The organism is Pseudomonas fluorescens (assembly GCF_000730425.1).
Taxonomy (GTDB): domain Bacteria; phylum Pseudomonadota; class Gammaproteobacteria; order Pseudomonadales; family Pseudomonadaceae; genus Aquipseudomonas; species Aquipseudomonas fluorescens_X.
In genome coordinates, this window is the sequence record NZ_CP008896.1 from 5,295,086 (window position 1) to 5,312,791 (window position 17,706).

The 17,706-nt window shown below is 59.5% G+C and carries 19 protein-coding genes; 17 read left to right on the forward strand and 2 right to left on the reverse strand.

Annotated elements, in window-relative coordinates; all coding sequences use genetic code 11:
- The first annotated feature begins 46 nt into the window (after positions 1–46).
- The 7 genes from HZ99_RS23705 to ispD all read left to right on the forward strand — a co-directional run bounded on the left by HZ99_RS23705 (position 47) and on the right by ispD (position 7,804).
- Positions 47–994 carry an acetyl-CoA carboxylase carboxyltransferase subunit alpha gene (locus HZ99_RS23705; RefSeq protein WP_038446467.1) on the forward strand — a complete coding sequence of 316 codons (948 nt, stop codon included), beginning with the start codon at positions 47–49 and terminating at the stop codon, positions 992–994.
- A gap of 125 nt (positions 995–1,119) precedes the next feature.
- Entirely contained in the window at positions 1,120–2,448 is a 1,329-nt protein-coding gene (gene tilS / locus HZ99_RS23710) for a tRNA lysidine(34) synthetase TilS (protein ID WP_038446468.1), read from the forward strand.
- 273 nt (positions 2,449–2,721) lie between these two features.
- On the forward strand, positions 2,722–4,353 hold the full coding sequence (locus HZ99_RS23715) for a CTP synthase (RefSeq protein WP_038446470.1): 1,632 nt from the start codon (positions 2,722–2,724) through the stop codon (positions 4,351–4,353).
- Positions 4,354–4,358: 5 nt separating this feature from the next.
- Positions 4,359–5,204: a 3-deoxy-8-phosphooctulonate synthase gene (gene kdsA, locus HZ99_RS23720; RefSeq protein WP_038446472.1), complete on the forward strand. Its 846-nt coding sequence runs from the start codon at positions 4,359–4,361 to the stop codon at positions 5,202–5,204.
- A 156-nt stretch (positions 5,205–5,360) separates the two neighbouring features.
- Positions 5,361–6,650 carry a phosphopyruvate hydratase gene (gene eno, locus HZ99_RS23725; RefSeq protein ID WP_038446473.1) on the forward strand — a complete coding sequence of 430 codons (1,290 nt, stop codon included), beginning with the start codon at positions 5,361–5,363 and terminating at the stop codon, positions 6,648–6,650.
- Between the two features lie 171 nt (positions 6,651–6,821).
- Complete coding sequence (ftsB, locus tag HZ99_RS23730; RefSeq protein ID WP_029297251.1) at positions 6,822–7,100, forward strand: cell division protein FtsB; 279 nt, start codon at positions 6,822–6,824, stop codon at positions 7,098–7,100.
- A complete protein-coding gene (gene ispD / locus HZ99_RS23735; RefSeq protein ID WP_038446475.1) occupies positions 7,097–7,804 on the forward strand; it encodes a 2-C-methyl-D-erythritol 4-phosphate cytidylyltransferase in 708 nt (235 codons plus the stop codon). Before ftsB ends, ispD begins: the two co-directional genes overlap by 4 nt.
- A 43-nt stretch (positions 7,805–7,847) precedes the next feature.
- Here ispD and HZ99_RS23740 read toward each other — a convergent pair whose 3' ends face one another.
- Positions 7,848–8,744: a LysR substrate-binding domain-containing protein gene (locus HZ99_RS23740; protein WP_038446476.1), complete on the reverse strand. Its 897-nt coding sequence runs from the start codon at positions 8,742–8,744 to the stop codon at positions 7,848–7,850.
- A 109-nt stretch (positions 8,745–8,853) separates the two neighbouring features.
- Here HZ99_RS23740 and HZ99_RS23745 point away from each other — a divergent pair, with 109 nt between their 5' ends.
- From HZ99_RS23745 to rpoS, 8 genes are all read left to right on the forward strand, one after another.
- Complete coding sequence (locus HZ99_RS23745) at positions 8,854–9,966, forward strand: S-(hydroxymethyl)glutathione dehydrogenase/class III alcohol dehydrogenase (protein WP_038446478.1); 1,113 nt, start codon at positions 8,854–8,856, stop codon at positions 9,964–9,966.
- Positions 9,967–9,974: 8 nt separating this feature from the next.
- Entirely contained in the window at positions 9,975–10,820 is an 846-nt protein-coding gene (gene fghA, locus HZ99_RS23750) for an S-formylglutathione hydrolase (RefSeq protein WP_038446479.1), read from the forward strand.
- Between the two features lie 54 nt (positions 10,821–10,874).
- Positions 10,875–11,348: a 2-C-methyl-D-erythritol 2,4-cyclodiphosphate synthase gene (gene ispF / locus HZ99_RS23755; RefSeq protein ID WP_038446481.1), complete on the forward strand. Its 474-nt coding sequence runs from the start codon at positions 10,875–10,877 to the stop codon at positions 11,346–11,348.
- Complete coding sequence (truD, locus tag HZ99_RS23760) at positions 11,345–12,403, forward strand: tRNA pseudouridine(13) synthase TruD (protein ID WP_038446483.1); 1,059 nt, start codon at positions 11,345–11,347, stop codon at positions 12,401–12,403. The genes ispF and truD overlap by 4 nt, the downstream gene beginning before the upstream one ends.
- A complete protein-coding gene (gene surE / locus HZ99_RS23765; protein WP_038446485.1) occupies positions 12,391–13,140 on the forward strand; it encodes a 5'/3'-nucleotidase SurE in 750 nt (249 codons plus the stop codon). The genes truD and surE overlap by 13 nt, the downstream gene beginning before the upstream one ends.
- A gap of 41 nt (positions 13,141–13,181) precedes the next feature.
- Positions 13,182–13,817 (forward strand): protein-L-isoaspartate(D-aspartate) O-methyltransferase, encoded by a 636-nt coding sequence (locus HZ99_RS23770; protein ID WP_169865481.1) that lies wholly within the window; start codon positions 13,182–13,184, stop codon positions 13,815–13,817.
- 211 nt (positions 13,818–14,028) lie between these two features.
- Positions 14,029–14,862: a peptidoglycan DD-metalloendopeptidase family protein gene (locus tag HZ99_RS23775; protein WP_038448179.1), complete on the forward strand. Its 834-nt coding sequence runs from the start codon at positions 14,029–14,031 to the stop codon at positions 14,860–14,862.
- A 105-nt stretch (positions 14,863–14,967) separates the two neighbouring features.
- Positions 14,968–15,972, forward strand: coding sequence for an RNA polymerase sigma factor RpoS (rpoS, locus tag HZ99_RS23780; protein ID WP_038446486.1), 1,005 nt, complete (start codon positions 14,968–14,970; stop codon positions 15,970–15,972).
- A gap of 193 nt (positions 15,973–16,165) precedes the next feature.
- On the opposite strand, the gene HZ99_RS23785 is transcribed toward rpoS, so the two are convergent.
- The gene (locus tag HZ99_RS23785) at positions 16,166–16,375 is read right to left on the reverse strand and encodes a cold-shock protein (RefSeq protein ID WP_002554837.1); all 210 of its coding nucleotides are present in this window, start codon (positions 16,373–16,375) and stop codon (positions 16,166–16,168) included.
- A gap of 390 nt (positions 16,376–16,765) precedes the next feature.
- Here HZ99_RS23785 and dcd point away from each other — a divergent pair, with 390 nt between their 5' ends.
- Both dcd and HZ99_RS23795 read left to right on the forward strand, forming a co-directional pair.
- A complete protein-coding gene (gene dcd / locus HZ99_RS23790; RefSeq protein WP_003219273.1) occupies positions 16,766–17,332 on the forward strand; it encodes a dCTP deaminase in 567 nt (188 codons plus the stop codon).
- Between the two features lie 107 nt (positions 17,333–17,439).
- Positions 17,440–17,637: a hypothetical protein gene (locus HZ99_RS23795; RefSeq protein WP_038446489.1), complete on the forward strand. Its 198-nt coding sequence runs from the start codon at positions 17,440–17,442 to the stop codon at positions 17,635–17,637.
- Positions 17,638–17,706: the final 69 nt, after the last annotated feature.

The following is a 17,706-nucleotide window of genomic DNA, read 5'->3' on the forward strand; positions in this document are numbered from 1 at the left end:
CCGGCTGGCCGGGCACTCCCTGGCCGTCGACCCAAGACGGACGCTTATGAACCCGAATTTTCTTGATTTCGAACAGCCGATCGCTGACCTGCAAGCCAAGATCGAAGAGCTGCGCCTGGTCGGCAATGACAATTCGCTGAATATCGGCGATGAAATCTCCCGCCTGCAAGACAAGAGCAAGACGCTCACCGAAGACATCTTCGGCAAGCTGACCAGTTGGCAGATCGCGCGTCTGGCCCGCCACCCGCGTCGTCCGTACACCCTGGACTACATCGATCATATCTTCACCGAGTTCGACGAGCTGCATGGCGACCGTCACTTCTCCGATGATGCGGCGATTGTCGGCGGTATTGCCCGCCTGGACGACCAGCCAGTGATGGTGATCGGTCACCAGAAAGGTCGTGAAGTACGCGAGAAAGTCCGTCGCAACTTCGGCATGCCGCGCCCGGAAGGTTACCGCAAGGCCTGCCGCCTGATGGAAATGGCTGAACGCTTCAAGATGCCGATCCTGACCTTTATCGACACCCCTGGCGCCTACCCTGGCATCGACGCTGAAGAGCGCAACCAGAGCGAAGCGATTGCCTGGAACCTGCGGGTGATGGCGCGCCTGAAAACCCCGATCATCGCGACCGTGATCGGTGAGGGTGGCTCCGGCGGTGCGCTGGCCATTGGCGTCTGCGACCAACTGAACATGCTGCAGTATTCCACCTACGCGGTAATCTCGCCGGAAGGTTGTGCCTCGATCTTGTGGAAAACCGCAGAAAAGGCCCCGGATGCTGCCGAAGCCATGGGTATCACCGCTGATCGCCTCAAAGGCCTGGGCATCGTCGACAAGGTGATCGCCGAACCGCTGGGCGGCGCCCACCGCGACCCGGCTGCTGCATCGGCCACTATCCGCGCCGAGCTTTGCGCGCAGTTGGACATGCTCAAGACGTTTGACAACGAGGCGCTGTTGGCTCGTCGTTACGAGCGTCTGATGAGCTACGGCCTGTAAGCGCGATACCCTGTAGGAGCCGGCTTGCCGGCGACGGCTGCTTCAAGCCTTTTGGTGCCTTCTCGGGCCTCATCGCCGGCAAGCCGGCTCCTACAGTTTTGATTCTGTTCGGACGGTAATCCTTGATGAAGCCCTTCAAGCAGGATCTTGCCGCCAAACTCCTGCAAACCCTCGCCCCCTGGCGCAACGCCTCGGCCTGGCATATCGCTTTCTCCGGTGGGCTCGACTCCACGGTCCTGCTGCACCTTCTCGTCGGTCTGGCAAAAAACCAACCCCTACCGCCCCTTTACGCAGTCCACGTTCACCATGGTCTCCAAGTAGTGGCCGACGCGTGGCCGGCTCATTGTCAGGGGGTCTGTGATGCTGCAGCTGTGCCGCTGCGAGTCATGCATGTGCAAGTGCAAGCGGGTGCAAGCCTTGAGCGCGCAGCCCGGGATGCGCGCTACCAGGCGTTCGCCGAGGCGATCGGCCCGGGGGAATTGCTCTTCACTGGCCAGCACCGTGACGATCAGGCCGAGACCCTGTTGTTCCGCCTATTGCGGGGCGCTGGGGTGCGGGGCCTGGCCGCAATGCCAGTGCAGCGTCCCTTGGGCGAGGGGCGTCTGGCGCGGCCACTGCTGGACGTCTCGCGAGCCGAATTGGAAGCCTACGCCCGCGAGCACCAGTTGAATTGGATCGAAGACCCCTCCAATAGCGACTCACGTTTCTCCCGCAATTATCTGCGCCATCAATTATTCCCGCTGCTCACCGAGCGATGGCCTCGGGCTATCAACACTCTTGCTCGTACTGCCGGGCATTTGAATGAAGCCCAAGGGCTACTCGATGAGTTGGCGCAATTGGATGTGCAGGCCGCCCAGCTGCCATCGGCGTTTCCCTGGTTGGCGCTGCCATCGTTAGCGCTTGCGCCGCTGCGTGATCTTTCCGACGCTCGGCAACGCAACGCCCTGCGGTACTGGCTGGGGCCGCTGACGCCCTTGCCCGACAGCGAGCATTGGATCGGCTGGGATACCCTGCGTGATGCCAAGGCCGATGCACAGCCCGTGTGGCGTTTGGCGGATGGCCAATTGCACCGTTGCAACGATCGCATCTGGTGGATGCCTGCCGAATGGTGGGAGTTTTCCGGCAGGTCAATGAACTGGTCGCACCCGCAAAACCCACTACAGTTACCTGGCAACGGCCAGTTGTATTTCAGCGGGCCTATCCCTGAAGGCCCTTTGAGCATCCGCTACCGCCAGGGTGGTGAAGTCATGGAAGTGCCGGGCCGTGGCCGGCGCGACCTCAAGCGTTTGCTCAACGAAAGTGCTGTGCCGGGCTTGATCCGTGGCAGATTGCCGCTGCTGTATCAGGACTCCCGGCTGCTGGCCGTGGCCAACCTGGCAAGGGCCTCGACAGGGCAGGGGGATGACTGGCAATTACATTGGGTGCCACCAACCTGCGATCAAGGTTTGAGCTGATAGCGCCTTTCCGGTAGACTACGCTCCCTTCTTGATACAACTTCTGTGGATTCTCCTGAAACACAGTCGTTGCCGATTACCAAGCAGTCTTTGCTGGGCGATTCCAAAAAATGTGTAGCGATCAACGTACCGGTGCTCCATTGCCGGTCTGTCACAACGCGGCGGTTTTTTTGAAAGGTGCACTGTGATTAATGCAGGTGATCGGGGGCTTCGGCCTTCCTTCGCTTTCCCCGGCGGCTCCGACCGCTTTAACGCAGACTTCTAGGGTTTTTCATGACGCGCTACATATTCGTCACGGGCGGTGTTGTTTCTTCATTGGGGAAAGGCATTGCCTCCGCTTCATTGGCGGCCATCCTGGAGGCGCGGGGACTTAAGGTCACCATGCTCAAGCTGGACCCGTACATCAACGTCGACCCGGGCACCATGAGCCCGTTCCAGCACGGCGAAGTGTTCGTCACCCACGACGGCGCCGAGACCGACCTGGACCTGGGCCACTACGAGCGGTTCATCCGCACGACCATGACCCAGAACAACAACTTCACCACTGGCCGTGTCTACGAGCACGTCTTGCGCAAGGAGCGCCGTGGTGACTACCTGGGTGCAACCATCCAGGTGATCCCGCACATCACCGACGAAATCAAGCGCCGCATCATCAAGGGTGCAGGCGATGCCGACGTAGCGATGGTCGAGATCGGTGGCACCGTGGGTGACATCGAATCCCAACCGTTCCTCGAAGCCATCCGCCAACTGCGTTTCGAAGTCGGCGCCAAGCGCGCGATGCTGATGCACCTGACGCTGGTGCCGTACATCGCCACCGCCGGCGAAACCAAAACCAAGCCAACCCAGCACTCGGTCAAGGAGCTGCGCTCCATCGGCCTGCAGCCGGATGTGCTGGTGTGCCGCTCCGATCACCCGATCGACATTTCCTCGCGTCGCAAGATCGCGCAGTTCACCAACGTTGAAGAACGTGCGGTGATTGCCCTGGAAGACGCCGATACCATCTACAAGATCCCGGGCATCCTGCATTCCCAAGGCCTGGATGATTTTGTGGTCGAGCGTTTCGGCCTGCAATGCGGTGGAGCGGACCTGTCCGAGTGGGACGCCGTGGTCGACGCCAAGCTCAACCCTGAGCACGAAGTCACTATCGCCATGGTCGGCAAGTACATGGAACTGTTGGACGCGTACAAGTCGCTGATCGAAGCGATGAGCCACGCGGGCATCAGCAACCGTACCAAGGTCAACCTGCGCTATATCGATTCCGAAGACATCGAGAATCAGGGCACCGCCCTGCTCGAAGGGGTTGACGCGATCCTCGTGCCCGGCGGTTTCGGCCTGCGTGGCGTGGAAGGCAAGATCACTGCCGTGCAGTACGCTCGCGAGAACAAGGTGCCGTACCTGGGTATCTGCCTGGGCATGCAAGTGGCCGTCATCGAGTTCGCCCGTAACGTGCTGGGCTGGAAAGACGCCAACTCCACCGAGTTCGATCACACCAGCGGCCACCCGGTCGTGGGCCTGATCACCGAGTGGGAAGATGCCACCGGCGCTGTCGAAACCCGTACCGAAACCTCCGACCTGGGCGGCACCATGCGTCTAGGCGCACAGGATTGCCTGCTGGAGTCCGGTTCGCTGGTGCACGACTGCTATGGCAAGGACGTGATTGTCGAGCGTCACCGTCACCGTTATGAGGTGAACAACAACCTGCTGCCGCAGATCAAGGAAGCCGGCCTGAAAATCTCCGGGCGCTCCGGTGACGGCAAGCTGGTTGAAGTGGTCGAAGCGCCGGATCATCCATGGTTCGTCGCTTGCCAGTTCCACCCTGAGTTCACGTCGACCCCGCGCGACGGTCACCCGTTGTTCAGCGGTTTCGTCAAGGCTGCACTGACGCAACATCAGAAGAAGGCGTAAACCTGATGGCCCAGAAGATCATTCGCGTAGGCGACATCGAGATCGCCAACGACAAGCCCATGGTGCTGTTTGGCGGCATGAACGTGCTGGAAAGCCGCGACATGGCGATGCAGGTCTGTGAAGCGTACGTAAAGGTTACCGAGAAACTGGGTATCCCTTATGTATTCAAGGCCAGCTTCGACAAGGCCAACCGTTCGTCCGTGACCTCCTATCGCGGCCCGGGCCTTGAAGAAGGCATGCGGATCTTCCAGGACATCAAGCAAGCCTTCGGCGTGCCGATCATCACCGACGTCCACGAGCCTGAACAGGCGGCCGTGGTCGCCGAGGTGTGCGACATCATCCAGTTGCCGGCCTTCCTGTCGCGCCAGACCGACCTGGTGGTCGCGATGGCCAAGACCGGCGCTGTGATCAATATCAAGAAAGCCCAGTTCCTTGCGCCCCAGGAAATGAAACACATCCTGAACAAGTGCGTGGAAGCGGGTAACGACCAGTTGATCCTCTGCGAGCGTGGTTCGAGCTTCGGCTACAACAACCTCGTGGTGGACATGCTCGGTTTCGGCATCATGAAACAGTTCGAATACCCGGTATTCTTCGACGTGACCCACGCGCTGCAAATGCCCGGTGGTCGCGCAGATTCTGCCGGTGGGCGACGTGCCCAGGTGCTGGACCTGGCCAAGGCCGGTATCAGCCAGTCCCTGGCTGGCCTGTTCCTGGAAGCCCACCCGGACCCGGACAACGCCAAGTGCGACGGTCCTTGTGCCCTGCGCCTGGACAAGCTGGAGCCATTCCTGGCCCAACTCAAGCAATTGGACGAACTGGTCAAGCGTTTTCCGACAGTAGAGACCGCGTAACCCGCGTTTCTCCGGTAAACTTTCCGCGTTTTATGCTCAGGTCCCAGGGCCTGGGCCTTGTCGCCTGCAAGCCTGCCCCGTTGTTCCACCCTTGCGGTCGGTCAAAAGATTTCCTTCAGCTGCGTCGTTTTCGTCAACTTTGGAGTGTTTACAACAATGGCAAAAATCGTCGACATCAAAGGTCGTGAAGTTCTCGACTCCCGTGGCAACCCCACCGTCGAAGCCGACGTGCTTCTCGATAACGGCATCATCGGCAGCGCCTGCGCGCCGTCCGGTGCTTCCACCGGTTCGCGCGAAGCGCTGGAGCTGCGTGATGGCGACAAGAGCCGTTACCTGGGCAAGGGTGTCCTCAAGGCCGTAGCCAACATCAATGGCCCGATCCGTGACCTGTTGCTGGGCAAGGATCCGCTGGACCAGAAAGCCCTGGACCACGCAATGATCAAGCTCGACGGCACTGAAAACAAAGGCAGCCTCGGCGCCAATGCGATCCTCGCCGTATCCCTGGCTGCTGCCAAGGCTGCTGCCCAGGACCAAGACCTGCCGTTGTACGCGCACATTGCCAACCTGAACGGTACCCCAGGCGTCTACTCGATGCCGGTGCCGATGATGAATATCATCAACGGTGGCGAACACGCAGACAATAACGTCGATATCCAGGAATTCATGGTGCAGCCGGTGGGTGCCAAGTCCTTCTCCGAAGGCCTGCGCATGGGCACCGAGATTTTCCATCACCTGAAAGCTGTGCTGAAGGCCCGTGGCCTGAGCACCGCGGTGGGCGATGAAGGGGGATTCGCACCGAACCTGGCGTCCAACGAAGATGCACTGAAAGTGATCTCCGAAGCCGTGGCCAACGCTGGCTACAAGTTGGGTACCGACGTGACCCTGGCCCTGGACTGCGCGGCCAGCGAGTTCTTTGAAGACGGCAAGTACAACCTGTCTGGCGAAGGCCAGGTGTTCAACTCCGAAGGTTTCGCTGAATACCTGAAGGGCCTGACCCAGCGCTACCCGATCATTTCGATCGAAGACGGCCTGGACGAGTCTGACTGGGGCGGTTGGAAAATCCTCACCGACAAGATCGGCGAGAAGATCCAACTGGTAGGCGACGACCTGTTCGTGACCAACACCAAGATCCTGAAAGAGGGCATCGACAAGAAGATCGCCAACTCGATCCTGATCAAGTTCAACCAGATCGGCACCCTGACCGAAACCCTGGAAGCCATCCAGATGGCCAAGGCTGCGGGCTACACTGCCGTGATCTCGCACCGCTCCGGCGAAACCGAAGATTCGACCATTGCCGACTTGGCTGTGGGCACCTCGGCGGGCCAGATCAAAACCGGCTCCCTGTGCCGTTCCGACCGTGTTTCCAAGTACAACCAACTGCTGCGTATCGAAGAGCAATTGGGCGGTAAAGCCAAATACAACGGTCGTGGTGAGTTTCGCGGCTGAGTAGTTGATGGTAAAAAGACAACGGATTGTGTCGGAAAACTCGCTTTAGAGTGAATTTGCGCACTAATCTGATGCCTATCAAGCACAAGCCTGGTTCTTCCAGGCTTCGTGCTATCAGTTGCTTCAAAAGTTTTGCATGGCTGTCTTTTTTCACTGGATACCCGATATTCGATGCGCAGTCCCAATTGGTTGTTCCTCGTCTTGCTCTTGCTGCTGGCTGGCCTGCAGTACCGCCTTTGGGTGGGCAATGGCAGCTTGGCGCAGGTAACCGACCTGACCCAGCAAATTGCCGCGCAGCACGCCGAGAACGAGGTGTTGCTGGAGCGTAACCGTGTGCTCGATGCCGAAGTGCTTGAGTTGAAAAAAGGCATGGAGACCGTTGAAGAACGGGCTCGCCATGAGTTGGGCATGGTCAAGGAGGGCGAAACCCTCTACCAGTTGGCCCAATGAATTCCTGTTTGCCGGCCTTCTGGGCCGTGATTCCTGCCGCGGGCGTGGGTGCCCGCATGGCTGCGGACCGTCCCAAGCAATATCTGCTGTTGGGCGGGCGCACTATTCTCGAACACAGCCTAGGCTGTTTCCTCGACCATCCGAGCCTCAAGGGGCTGGTGGTCAGCCTGGCTGTGGATGATCCCTACTGGCCCAGCCTGGCGTGTGCTGGGGATCCGCGTATCCAGCGCGCAGAGGGTGGCTCGGAGCGCTCAGGTTCAGTGCTCAATGCGTTGCTGCAACTCAATGCCCTGGGCGCCAGCGATGACGACTGGGTACTGGTGCACGATGCCGCACGGCCGAACCTGAGCCGCGAAGATCTCGACACGTTATTGGCGCAGCTGGCGGATGACCCGGTGGGCGGCTTGCTGGCTGTTCCGGCCCGCGACACCCTCAAGCGTGTCGACAGGCACGGACGGGTGGTGGAAACCATTGACCGCAGCCCGATCTGGCAAGCCTACACACCGCAAATGTTCCGCCTGGGCGCCTTGCATCGTGCCTTGGCCGATAGCCTGGTGGCCGATGCGGTCATCACCGATGAAGCCTCGGCCATGGAATGGTCCGGCCAGGCGCCGCGCCTGATCGAAGGGCGCTCGGACAATATCAAGGTGACCCGGCCGGAGGACCTGGAGTGGCTCAGGTTGCGGTGGGCTAATCGCCGCTAGGCTCTGGATCGAGGTGACTTCATCGCAGGCCTGATACCGCAGATCACCCACCGTACTCCGGCCGCCCAGCCAACCCCTCCTTCAAGAACTCTACCAACTTGCGCACCTTCGGCGATAAATGCCGCTGCTGCGGATAGAGCGCCCACACCGCCGTATTTGGCGGTTGATGGGCCTCAAGCAGTGAAACCAGCGCGCCGCTGTGCAAGTGCTCCAGTACGTAGTAATCCGGCAGCTGGCACAGCCCTACGCCCTGTAGCGCCGCATCCAGTACCGCTTGCCCACTGTTGCAGCGCCAGTTTCCCTGCACCCTCTGGGAAAACTCGCGCCCATCCTGGGCCAACTGCCAAATATCCGAACTGCCGATCAGGCAGTTATGCCGGCTCAGTTCCGACAAGCTATGTGGGCGCCCATACCGCTCCAGGTAGGACGGTGACGCGCACAGATACATGCGCCGGGGGGCAAGGCGGCTGGCGACCATCCGTGAGTCTTGCAGGCGACCCAGGCGAATTGCCAGGTCCAGGCCTTCATGCACCAGGTCGAGGGGGCGGTTGCTCAGTTCGATATCCACCCGCAATTGCGGATACAGCCCCATGAAGCGCGTGACCAGCGGCACGATAAAGCGTTCGCCATAGGCCACGGCGCAAGTCATGCGCAACATGCCCTTGGGTTCGCTGGTCAGGTCGCCCACGGCGCGCAGGGCTTCTTCGCGTCCGTCTTGCAGGCGTTGACAATGTTGCAGGAAGGTTTGCCCGGCCTCGGTCAGCGTAACGCGCCGGGTGCTGCGGTAGAGCAGGCGGGTCTGCAGGCGCTCTTCCAGGCGTGCCACCTGGCGGCTGATATGGGACGAAGACACACCAAGGCGTTCGGCGGCGGCCGTGAACTGGCTGCATTCGGCCACGGCAACGAACTCATCGATGCCTTCCCAGCGGTTTTCCAGCATGGTGATTGTCCCTGTACAGCAATAATGTTTTGCTTTTGACTGGATTATTCATCAATGAGCCATGTTTTACACTGCCCGTCTCACTTTTAAAGTTCCTGGAGAAACCCGGATGATCAAGTCGCGCGCCGCTGTCGCCTTCGAGGCCAAGAAACCACTGGAGATTGTGGAAGTGGATGTGGCCATGCCCAAGGCCGGTGAAGTCCTGTTGCGCGTGGTCGCTTCCGGGGTTTGCCATACTGATGCCTACACCCTGTCGGGCGCCGATCCGGAAGGTATCTTCCCGTCGATCCTTGGTCACGAGGGTGGCGCGGTAGTTGAAGCGATTGGCGAGGGCGTGACCTCGGTTGCGGTGGGCGATCACGTGATCCCGCTGTACACCCCGGAATGCGGCAAGTGCAAATTCTGCCTGTCGGGCAAGACCAACCTGTGCCAGGCCATTCGCGCAACCCAGGGCAAAGGTCTGATGCCGGACGGTACCACGCGTTTTTCCTACAAGGGCCAGCCGATTTTCCACTACATGGGGACTTCGACCTTTTCCGAGTACACCGTGTTGCCGGAAATCTCCGTGGCCAGGATTCCCAAAGAAGCCCCGCTGGAAAAAGTCTGTCTGTTGGGCTGTGGTGTCACCACCGGGATCGGTGCGGTGATCAACACCGCCAAGGTCAAGCCAGGCGATACCGTGGCCATCTTCGGCCTGGGCGGGATTGGCTTGTCGGCGGTGATTGGTGCGGTGAAGGCCAAGGCCGGTCGCATCATCGCTATCGATATCAACCCGGCCAAGTTCGAGATCGCCAAGCAACTGGGCGCCACCGACTGCATCAATCCGAAAGACTACGACCGCCCGATCCAGGATGTGATTGTCGATTTGACCGATGGCGGCGTGGACTTTTCCTTCGAGTGCATCGGCAATGTCCAACTGATGCGTGCAGCCCTTGAGTGCTGCCACAAGGGCTGGGGCGAGTCGGTGATCATCGGTGTCGCCGGTGCTGGCCAGGAAATCGCCACACGTCCGTTCCAGTTGGTGACCGGTCGCGTCTGGCGTGGTTCGGCATTCGGTGGCGTGCGTGGCCGCAGCGAGCTGCCAAGTTATGTGGACATGGCCCAGACCGGCGAAATTCCCCTGGATACCTTCATCACCCACACCATGGGCCTGGAAGATATCAATAAGGCATTCGACCTGATGCATGAAGGCAAGAGCATTCGTACCGTCATCCATTTCTGAGGTCGGCCATGAGTCTGGAAAACCTGTCATGCCAGAAGAGCTTCGGCGGCTGGCATAAGCGTTATAAACATCATTCCGCTGCGCTGGATTGCGACATGACCTTTGCCGTGTACCTGCCGCCCCAGGCGGAGCAAGGTGGCAAGTTGCCAGTGTTGTACTGGCTGTCGGGGCTGACCTGTACCGATGAGAACTTCATGCAGAAGGCTGGCGCGCAGCGCGTGGCGGCCGAACTGGGGTTGATCATCGTCGCGCCGGACACCAGCCCCCGTGGCCCGGGTGTGCCGGGCGATCCGGACAATGCCTGGGACTTTGGCCTGGGGGCGGGTTTCTACCTCAATGCCACCCAGGAGCCTTGGGCCCGGCATTATCGGATGCATGACTATGTAGTGCAGGAATTGCCTGCGTTGGTTGAAGCGCATTTCCCAGCGTCCGATAAGCGTGGCATCAGTGGGCACTCCATGGGGGGGCATGGCGCACTGGTGTGCGCCCTGCGCAACCCGGGGCGCTATCGGTCGGTGTCGGCGTTTTCGCCGATCAATAATCCGATGGATTGCCCTTGGGGCCAAAAAGCTTTTTCTCGCTACTTGGGAGAGGAACGCTCCAAGTGGCGTGAATGGGACGCCTGTGTGCTGATCAGTGACGCCTCGGAAAAACTCCCGCTGCTGGTGGATCAGGGCGATCGCGACGACTTCCTGGCCACCCAGCTCAAGCCCGAGGCCTTGCAGCAAGCGGCCAAGGCCGCCGGCCATGCGTTGGAGTTGCGCCTGCAACCGGGCTACGACCACAGCTACTTCTTTATCGCCAGCTTCATCGAGGACCACTTGCGTCATCATGGACGTGCTTTGCTCGGTTAATGTCCGGCAAAAGTAGGTAGAATCACGCCCTGAATTAAATCGGGGCGTTTTTTTATGCGTATTGGCCACGGCTATGATGTGCACCGTTTCGCCGAAGGCGACTTCATCACTCTGGGCGGCGTGCGCATTGCGCACCACCATGGGTTGCTGGCTCATTCCGACGGCGACGTTGTGCTGCATGCCTTGAGCGATGCCTTGCTCGGCGCAGCGGCGTTGGGTGATATCGGCAAACACTTTCCAGACACCGATCCCACGTTCAAGGGCGCGGACAGCCGCGTACTGCTGCGGCATGTGGTCGGCCTGATCCATGCCAAAGGCTGGAAGGTCGGCAATGTCGATAACACCATCGTTGCCCAGGCACCCAAAATGGTTCCGCATATCGAATCGATGCGTGCAGCGATTGCCGCTGACCTGCAGATAGAACTGGATCAAGTGAACGTGAAAGCCACCACTACCGAAAAGCTCGGGTTTACCGGTCGTGAAGAGGGCATCGCGGTGCACTCTGTTGCCTTGTTGCTGCGCGCATGAACGAACTGCAACTGTTGGGCCCGCGGGCTTATGGCGACGCGCTGGGCAGTGCTGTGCTCAAGGCGACTGCCGAAGATTTCCAGGTGGACGAGGTGCTGGATATCCCGCTGACCGGCGAGGGTGAGCACCTCTGGCTGTGGGTGGAAAAGCGTGGCCTGAACACCGAAGAGGCCGCGCGGCGCATTGCCAAGGCCGCTGGTGTGCCGTTGCGCACCGTCAGCTATGCCGGCCTCAAGGACCGCCAGGCGCTGACGCGCCAGTGGTTCAGCGTGCAACTGCCGGGCAAGGCCGATCCCGACCTGAGTGCGGCGCAAAACGACACCCTTAAGATCCTCAAGACCGCCCGCCACAAGCGCAAGTTGCAGCGTGGCGCGCATGCGGCCAACGGTTTTACCCTGCGTCTGACCCAACTGGCTGGCGATCAGGCCGCTATCGATGCGCGCCTGCAATTGATTGCCAAGCACGGTATCCCCAACTATTTCGGCTCCCAGCGATTTGGCCATGACGGTGGCAACGTCGTCGATGCCCGTGACTGGGCGGCCCGCAAGGCCTTGCCGGAGCAGCGCAATGTGCGTTCGCGCCTGCTGTCGAGTGCACGTAGCTTCTTGTTCAATAAAGTGCTGGCGGCGCGGGTTGTCGACGGTTCGTGGCAGCGCGCCCAGGTCGGTGACCTGCTGGCATTCACCGATAGCCGCAGTTTTTTCCCGGCCGGTGAGGCGCAGTGCAGTGACCCACGCCTGGCGATCCTCGACCTGCATCCCACCGGCCCGCAATGGGGTGAAGGCGATTCTCCCGCCACTGGCGCCACCCATGAGCTGGAGCAGGCTGTCGCAGCGAGCGAGGCAGATCTGTGCGATTGGCTGGCCAAAGCCGGCATGAGCCAGGAACGTCGCATTCTGCGACTGCCCATTGGCGGGTTGACGTGGCATTATCCCGAGACTGACATTCTGCAATTGGAATTCGTCCTGCCGGCCGGATGCTTCGCCACTGTCTTGGTGCGCGAGCTTGTTGATCTGGTGCCGGTGGGGCAGACGGACAGCCCATGCGTATTCTGATATCTAACGACGACGGGGTCACCGCACCCGGCCTTGCCGCGCTTCATGCTGCGCTGGCAGATTACGCCGAGTGCGTGGTGGTTGCCCCGGACCAGGACAAAAGCGGCGCCAGCAGTTCGCTGACGCTCGACCGTCCCTTGCACCCGCAGACGCTGGCCAACGGCTTTATCAGCGTCAATGGCACGCCGACCGATTGCGTGCACCTGGCAATCAACAGCTTGCTGGCCGATGAGCCGGACCTGGTGGTTTCCGGGATCAACCTGGGCGCCAACCTGGGCGATGACGTGCTGTATTCCGGTACTGTGGCGGCGGCCCTTGAAGGGCGCTTCCTGGGACGCACGGCATTCGCCTTTTCACTGGCGTCGCGGCAGGTGGATAACCTGGCGAGCGCCGCGTATTTCGCGCGCCGGCTGGTGGAGGCCCACGGCAGTCTGGTCCTGCCGCCGCGCACGGTGCTCAACGTCAATATCCCCAATCTGCCCCTGGACCATATTCGCGGTATCCAGTTGACCCGCCTGGGCCACCGCTCTCGCGCCGCAGCCCCCCTGAAAGTGGTCGATCCCCGTGGCAGGGAAGGCTACTGGATTGCTGCGGCGGGCGATGCCGAAGATGGCGGGCCGGGCACTGACTTTCATGCGGTGATGCAAGGTTATGTTTCGATTACCCCGCTGCAACTTGATCGCACCTTCAATGATGCTTTCGGGGGTCTCGAACCCTGGCTGGAGGGGCTGCGCTGATGGCTCGTGAACAGGACGACCTGTTGCGCCGGGGCATTGGCATGACCTCCCAACGCACCCGTGAGCGTTTGATCCAGCGGCTTTATGAGGAGGGATTGTCCAACGCCCAGGTGCTGGAAGTCATCCGCCGTACTCCGCGCCATCTGTTTGTCGATGAGGCCCTGGCCCATCGTGCCTACGAAGACACCGCGCTGCCTATTGGGCACAACCAGACTATCTCCCAGCCCTATATGGTGGCGCGGATGAGCGAGTTGCTGCTGGCAGCGGGCCCGTTGGACAAGGTGCTGGAGATCGGTACCGGCTCTGGCTACCAGACCGCAGTACTCTCGCAATTGGTGGAGCGGGTGTTTTCTGTCGAGCGGATCAAGGTCCTGCAGGACCGGGCCAAGGAGCGCCTGGTGGAGTTGAACCTGCGCAACGTGGTCTTTCGCTGGGGTGACGGTTGGGAAGGCTGGCCAGCATTGGCGCCCTACAACGGCATCATCGTGACTGCGGTGGCTACCGATGTGCCCCAGGCGCTGCTTGACCAATTGGCTCCGGGCGGGCGCCTGGTGATTCCGGTGGGTTCTGGCGAAGTGCAGCAACTGATGTTGATCGTGCGCGAAGAAGAGGGTTTTTCCCGGCATGTCCTCGGGGCAGTGCGTTTTGTTCCCTTGCTCAATGGTCCACTGGCCTGATCATTTATGACGGCATACTGAATTCTATTGCCGGGTATGTGTCTTACAGCGGGGTTCATTGAGTCAACATCAAGTTAGGTAGTTATTAAACGAGATGAATTTTTCGTTTCTGCCTTGTTGCCGGTTAAAGTCTGGCAGCCAGTTATACTTGCGACATATTTCAAGCCTGATACAGGCGTTCATGTTTCAGCCATCACAAAGGGAGCGGCGGGTGAGTCTCACAGTCATTGCGCAGCGTATGAGTAAAACGAGCTTTCAGCGACTGGTGATTGGCCTTGTCTTGAGTTCCTTGTTGGCTGCCTGCTCCAGCACAGGCAGCGGGGCGCGGGTCGTCGACCGCAACAGTGCGGCACCGCAACGGCCTACGGTAACCACCGGGCAGTACGTCGTGCGCAAGGGCGATACCCTGTTCTCCATCGCCTTCCGTTATGGCTGGGATTACAAGGCGCTGGCCGCGCGTAACAACATTCCTGTGCCATATACGATACGTCCGGGGCAAACCATCCGTTTCGATGGCCGCACCGGTTCGGCGCCCACGGCAGTTGTGACAAAATCCGGTTCATCGGCCTCTTCTTCCAGCAAGACTACGGTCTTCACCCGGCCTGCAGGCACCGTTGCACCTAAGGTTGCCAGCAAGCCGGCACCCGCGCCGTTACCACCTGCTGGCCCTGCGCCGACCGGTTGGGGATGGCCCTCAAATGGCATCCTCATTGGAAAATTCTCTTCAAACGGTAGTTTGAATAAAGGCATTGATATCGCCGGGGATTTGGGACAGCCTGTTTTAGCTGCGTCTGATGGGACTGTTGTATACGCCGGGAGTGGTTTACGGGGCTACGGCGAGTTGGTCATCATCAAACACAGCGATACCTACGTCAGTGCCTACGGTCATAACCGCAGGTTGTTGGTTCGGGAGGGGCAGCAGGTCAAAGTCGGACAGACAATTGCCGAAATGGGGTCGACTGGTACAGACCGGGTGAAACTGCATTTTGAGATTCGCCGCCAGGGTAAACCTGTAGATCCACTGCAATTCCTGCCCCGGCGTTGATGTGTTGCCAGCCTGTTCCCTCACGTAGAAGGAACAGGCTCCAGCGTTGCCAAGGATAAAGGCGTCGCTTGAGCTTGAGGTCGAACTCACCAAAGGACTATAACAATGGCTCTCAGTAAAGAAGCGCCGGAGTTTGACATCGACGATGAGGTTCTCCTTATGGAGACCGGCATCGGTACGGAATCGATGTCGAATGAGGGACCCGCTGTACCTTCAGTTCGTACCAAGTCCAAAAACTCCACAGCGTTAAAACAGCATAAGTATATTGATTACACCCGGGCGCTTGATGCGACCCAGTTGTACCTCAATGAAATCGGCTTTTCCCCCTTGCTCACTCCCGAAGAAGAAGTCCATTTTGCGCGATTGTCGCAAAAGGGCGATCCGGCTGGGCGCAAGCGCATGATTGAAAGCAACCTGCGCCTGGTGGTGAAAATCGCCCGGCGCTACGTCAATCGTGGGCTGTCCCTGTTGGACCTGATCGAAGAGGGCAACCTCGGCCTGATCCGGGCAGTAGAGAAGTTTGACCCCGAGCGGGGTTTTCGCTTCTCGACCTACGCTACGTGGTGGATTCGCCAGACTATCGAACGGGCAATCATGAATCAGACCCGGACCATCCGGTTGCCGATTCATGTCGTCAAGGAGCTGAACGTCTACCTGCGGGCAGCACGTGAGCTCACCCAGAAACTTGATCATGAACCTTCGCCTGAAGAGATCGCCAACCTGCTGGAAAAACCGGTGGGAGAGGTCAAGCGCATGCTGGGTCTCAATGAGCGTGTGTCTTCGGTCGATGTCTCGCTGGGTCCGGATTCGGATAAAACCCTGCTGGACACCCTTACGGATGACCGTCCAACGGATCCGTGCGAGCTGTTGCAGGACGATGACTTGTCACAAAGCATCGACCAATGGCTTTCGGAGCTGACGGACAAGCAGCGCGAGGTGGTGATTCGCCGCTTCGGCTTGCGTGGCCATGAAAGCAGCACTTTGGAAGATGTTGGTCTGGAGATCGGCTTGACCCGTGAGCGGGTGCGGCAGATCCAGGTAGAGGGTCTCAAGCGCTTGCGGGAGATCCTGGAGAAGAATGGTTTGTCGAGTGAGTCGTTGTTTCAATAAGACGCTTGAGCCAATGTGGGAGCGGGCTTGCTCGCGAATGCGCAGTATCAGTCGACAGATGTACTGACTGATCCACCGCATTCGCGGGCAAGCCCGCTCCCACATTTTTTGTGCTCGACCATACCGACCGAATGGCAGGCATAAAAAAACCCCGCTTTTAAGGGCGGGGTTCTTTCGACTAAGTCAGTACAAGTTAGATAACTTGAACTTCTTCAGCTTGCATGCCTTTCTGACCGCGAGTAGCGATGAAAGAAACCTGTTGGCCTTCTTTCAGGCTTTTGAAGCCGTCGGATTGGATAGCTTTGAAGTGAACGAACAGGTCGTCACCGGATTGTGGAGTGATGAAGCCGAAGCCTTTTTCATCGTTGAACCACTTAACGGTACCAGTTTGGCGATTAGACATGGTGTATCTCCTTGGACAAAGTTAACTGCGACTCAGGAAAAGCCCTGGCCGAGACTGAGTGCAAAGAGCAGGAAAAATTCTTGGAGATGGTTGGATCGAAATTCAACATCGTGTAGAGATTCTCAGTGACACAAGCAGCACAGTGGCGCCACCTTAACCCTTTTTCCGGAACGTGCCAATGGTATTTCCGAAGGTTTCTCTATTTTCGTGACTGGCGGTGCCCTTTACAGGCCTGCGCCCCGTCAATTCAGGGGCAGGGCCCGGTTCATGTGGCTGGCAGTGGCTGGGGGCAACTTAATCAAGAAAATCCCCCGCGTCCTTTGAACCGCAAGGCCAGCCCCGGTAAGATGCCCAACAGAATTTTCCACCTCGCTATTCAGGACACCCGCCATGAGCATCAAATCGGACAAGTGGATTCGCCGCATGGCGCAAGAGCACGGCATGATCGAACCCTTCGTCGAGCGCCAGATGCGCGGTGAGGGCGCCGAACGCCTGATTTCGTTCGGGGTTTCCAGCTACGGCTACGATGTGCGTTGCGCCGATGAGTTCAAGGTCTTCACCAACATCAACTCGGCTACCGTCGATCCGAAAAACTTCGATGAAAAGAGCTTCGTCGATGTGAAGAGTGACGTGTGCATCATCCCGCCAAACTCCTTCGCCCTGGCGCGCACCGTCGAGTTCTTCCGTATCCCGCGCAATGTCCTGACCATCTGCCTGGGCAAGAGCACCTACGCGCGCTGCGGCATTATCGTCAACGTGACGCCGCTTGAGCCGGAATGGGAAGGTCATGTGACCCTGGAGTTCTCCAACACCACCACCTTGCCAGCCAAGATCTACGCCAATGAAGGCGTGGCGCAGATGTTGTTCTTTGAATCCGATGAAGAGTGCGAAGTGTCCTATAAGGACCGTGGCGGCAAGTACCAGGGCCAGCGCGGCGTCACCCTGCCACGTACCTGATCGAAACGTCTTACAGGGCAAGGGAATTTGTCAGCGGGCAGGCACTCTATTGGGTGTACTGCCTCGGTGCGTGCACAGCGCGCCGAGCCACGCTTGAGGAGTACCCTATGAAGATCGACCCGCGAATCAGCGCCGAACTTGCCCGGCTGGAACCCAATCAGATTGGTGTTCTGGCCTGGTCCCTGATGGCCGACCCCGCCGCCGGCGGCATTCCTGGCCAGCCTGACCCCGATACCCCCGAACAACCCATCGAGCCTGGCGTACCCACCCTGCCGGACGAGCCCCCACCCGCGCCTGTGGCCTGACGCCTCCACGCCCCGTGTAGGAACCCTTGCCGGCGATAACAATGCACCAGGCACCGAAGTGCTGGTGGG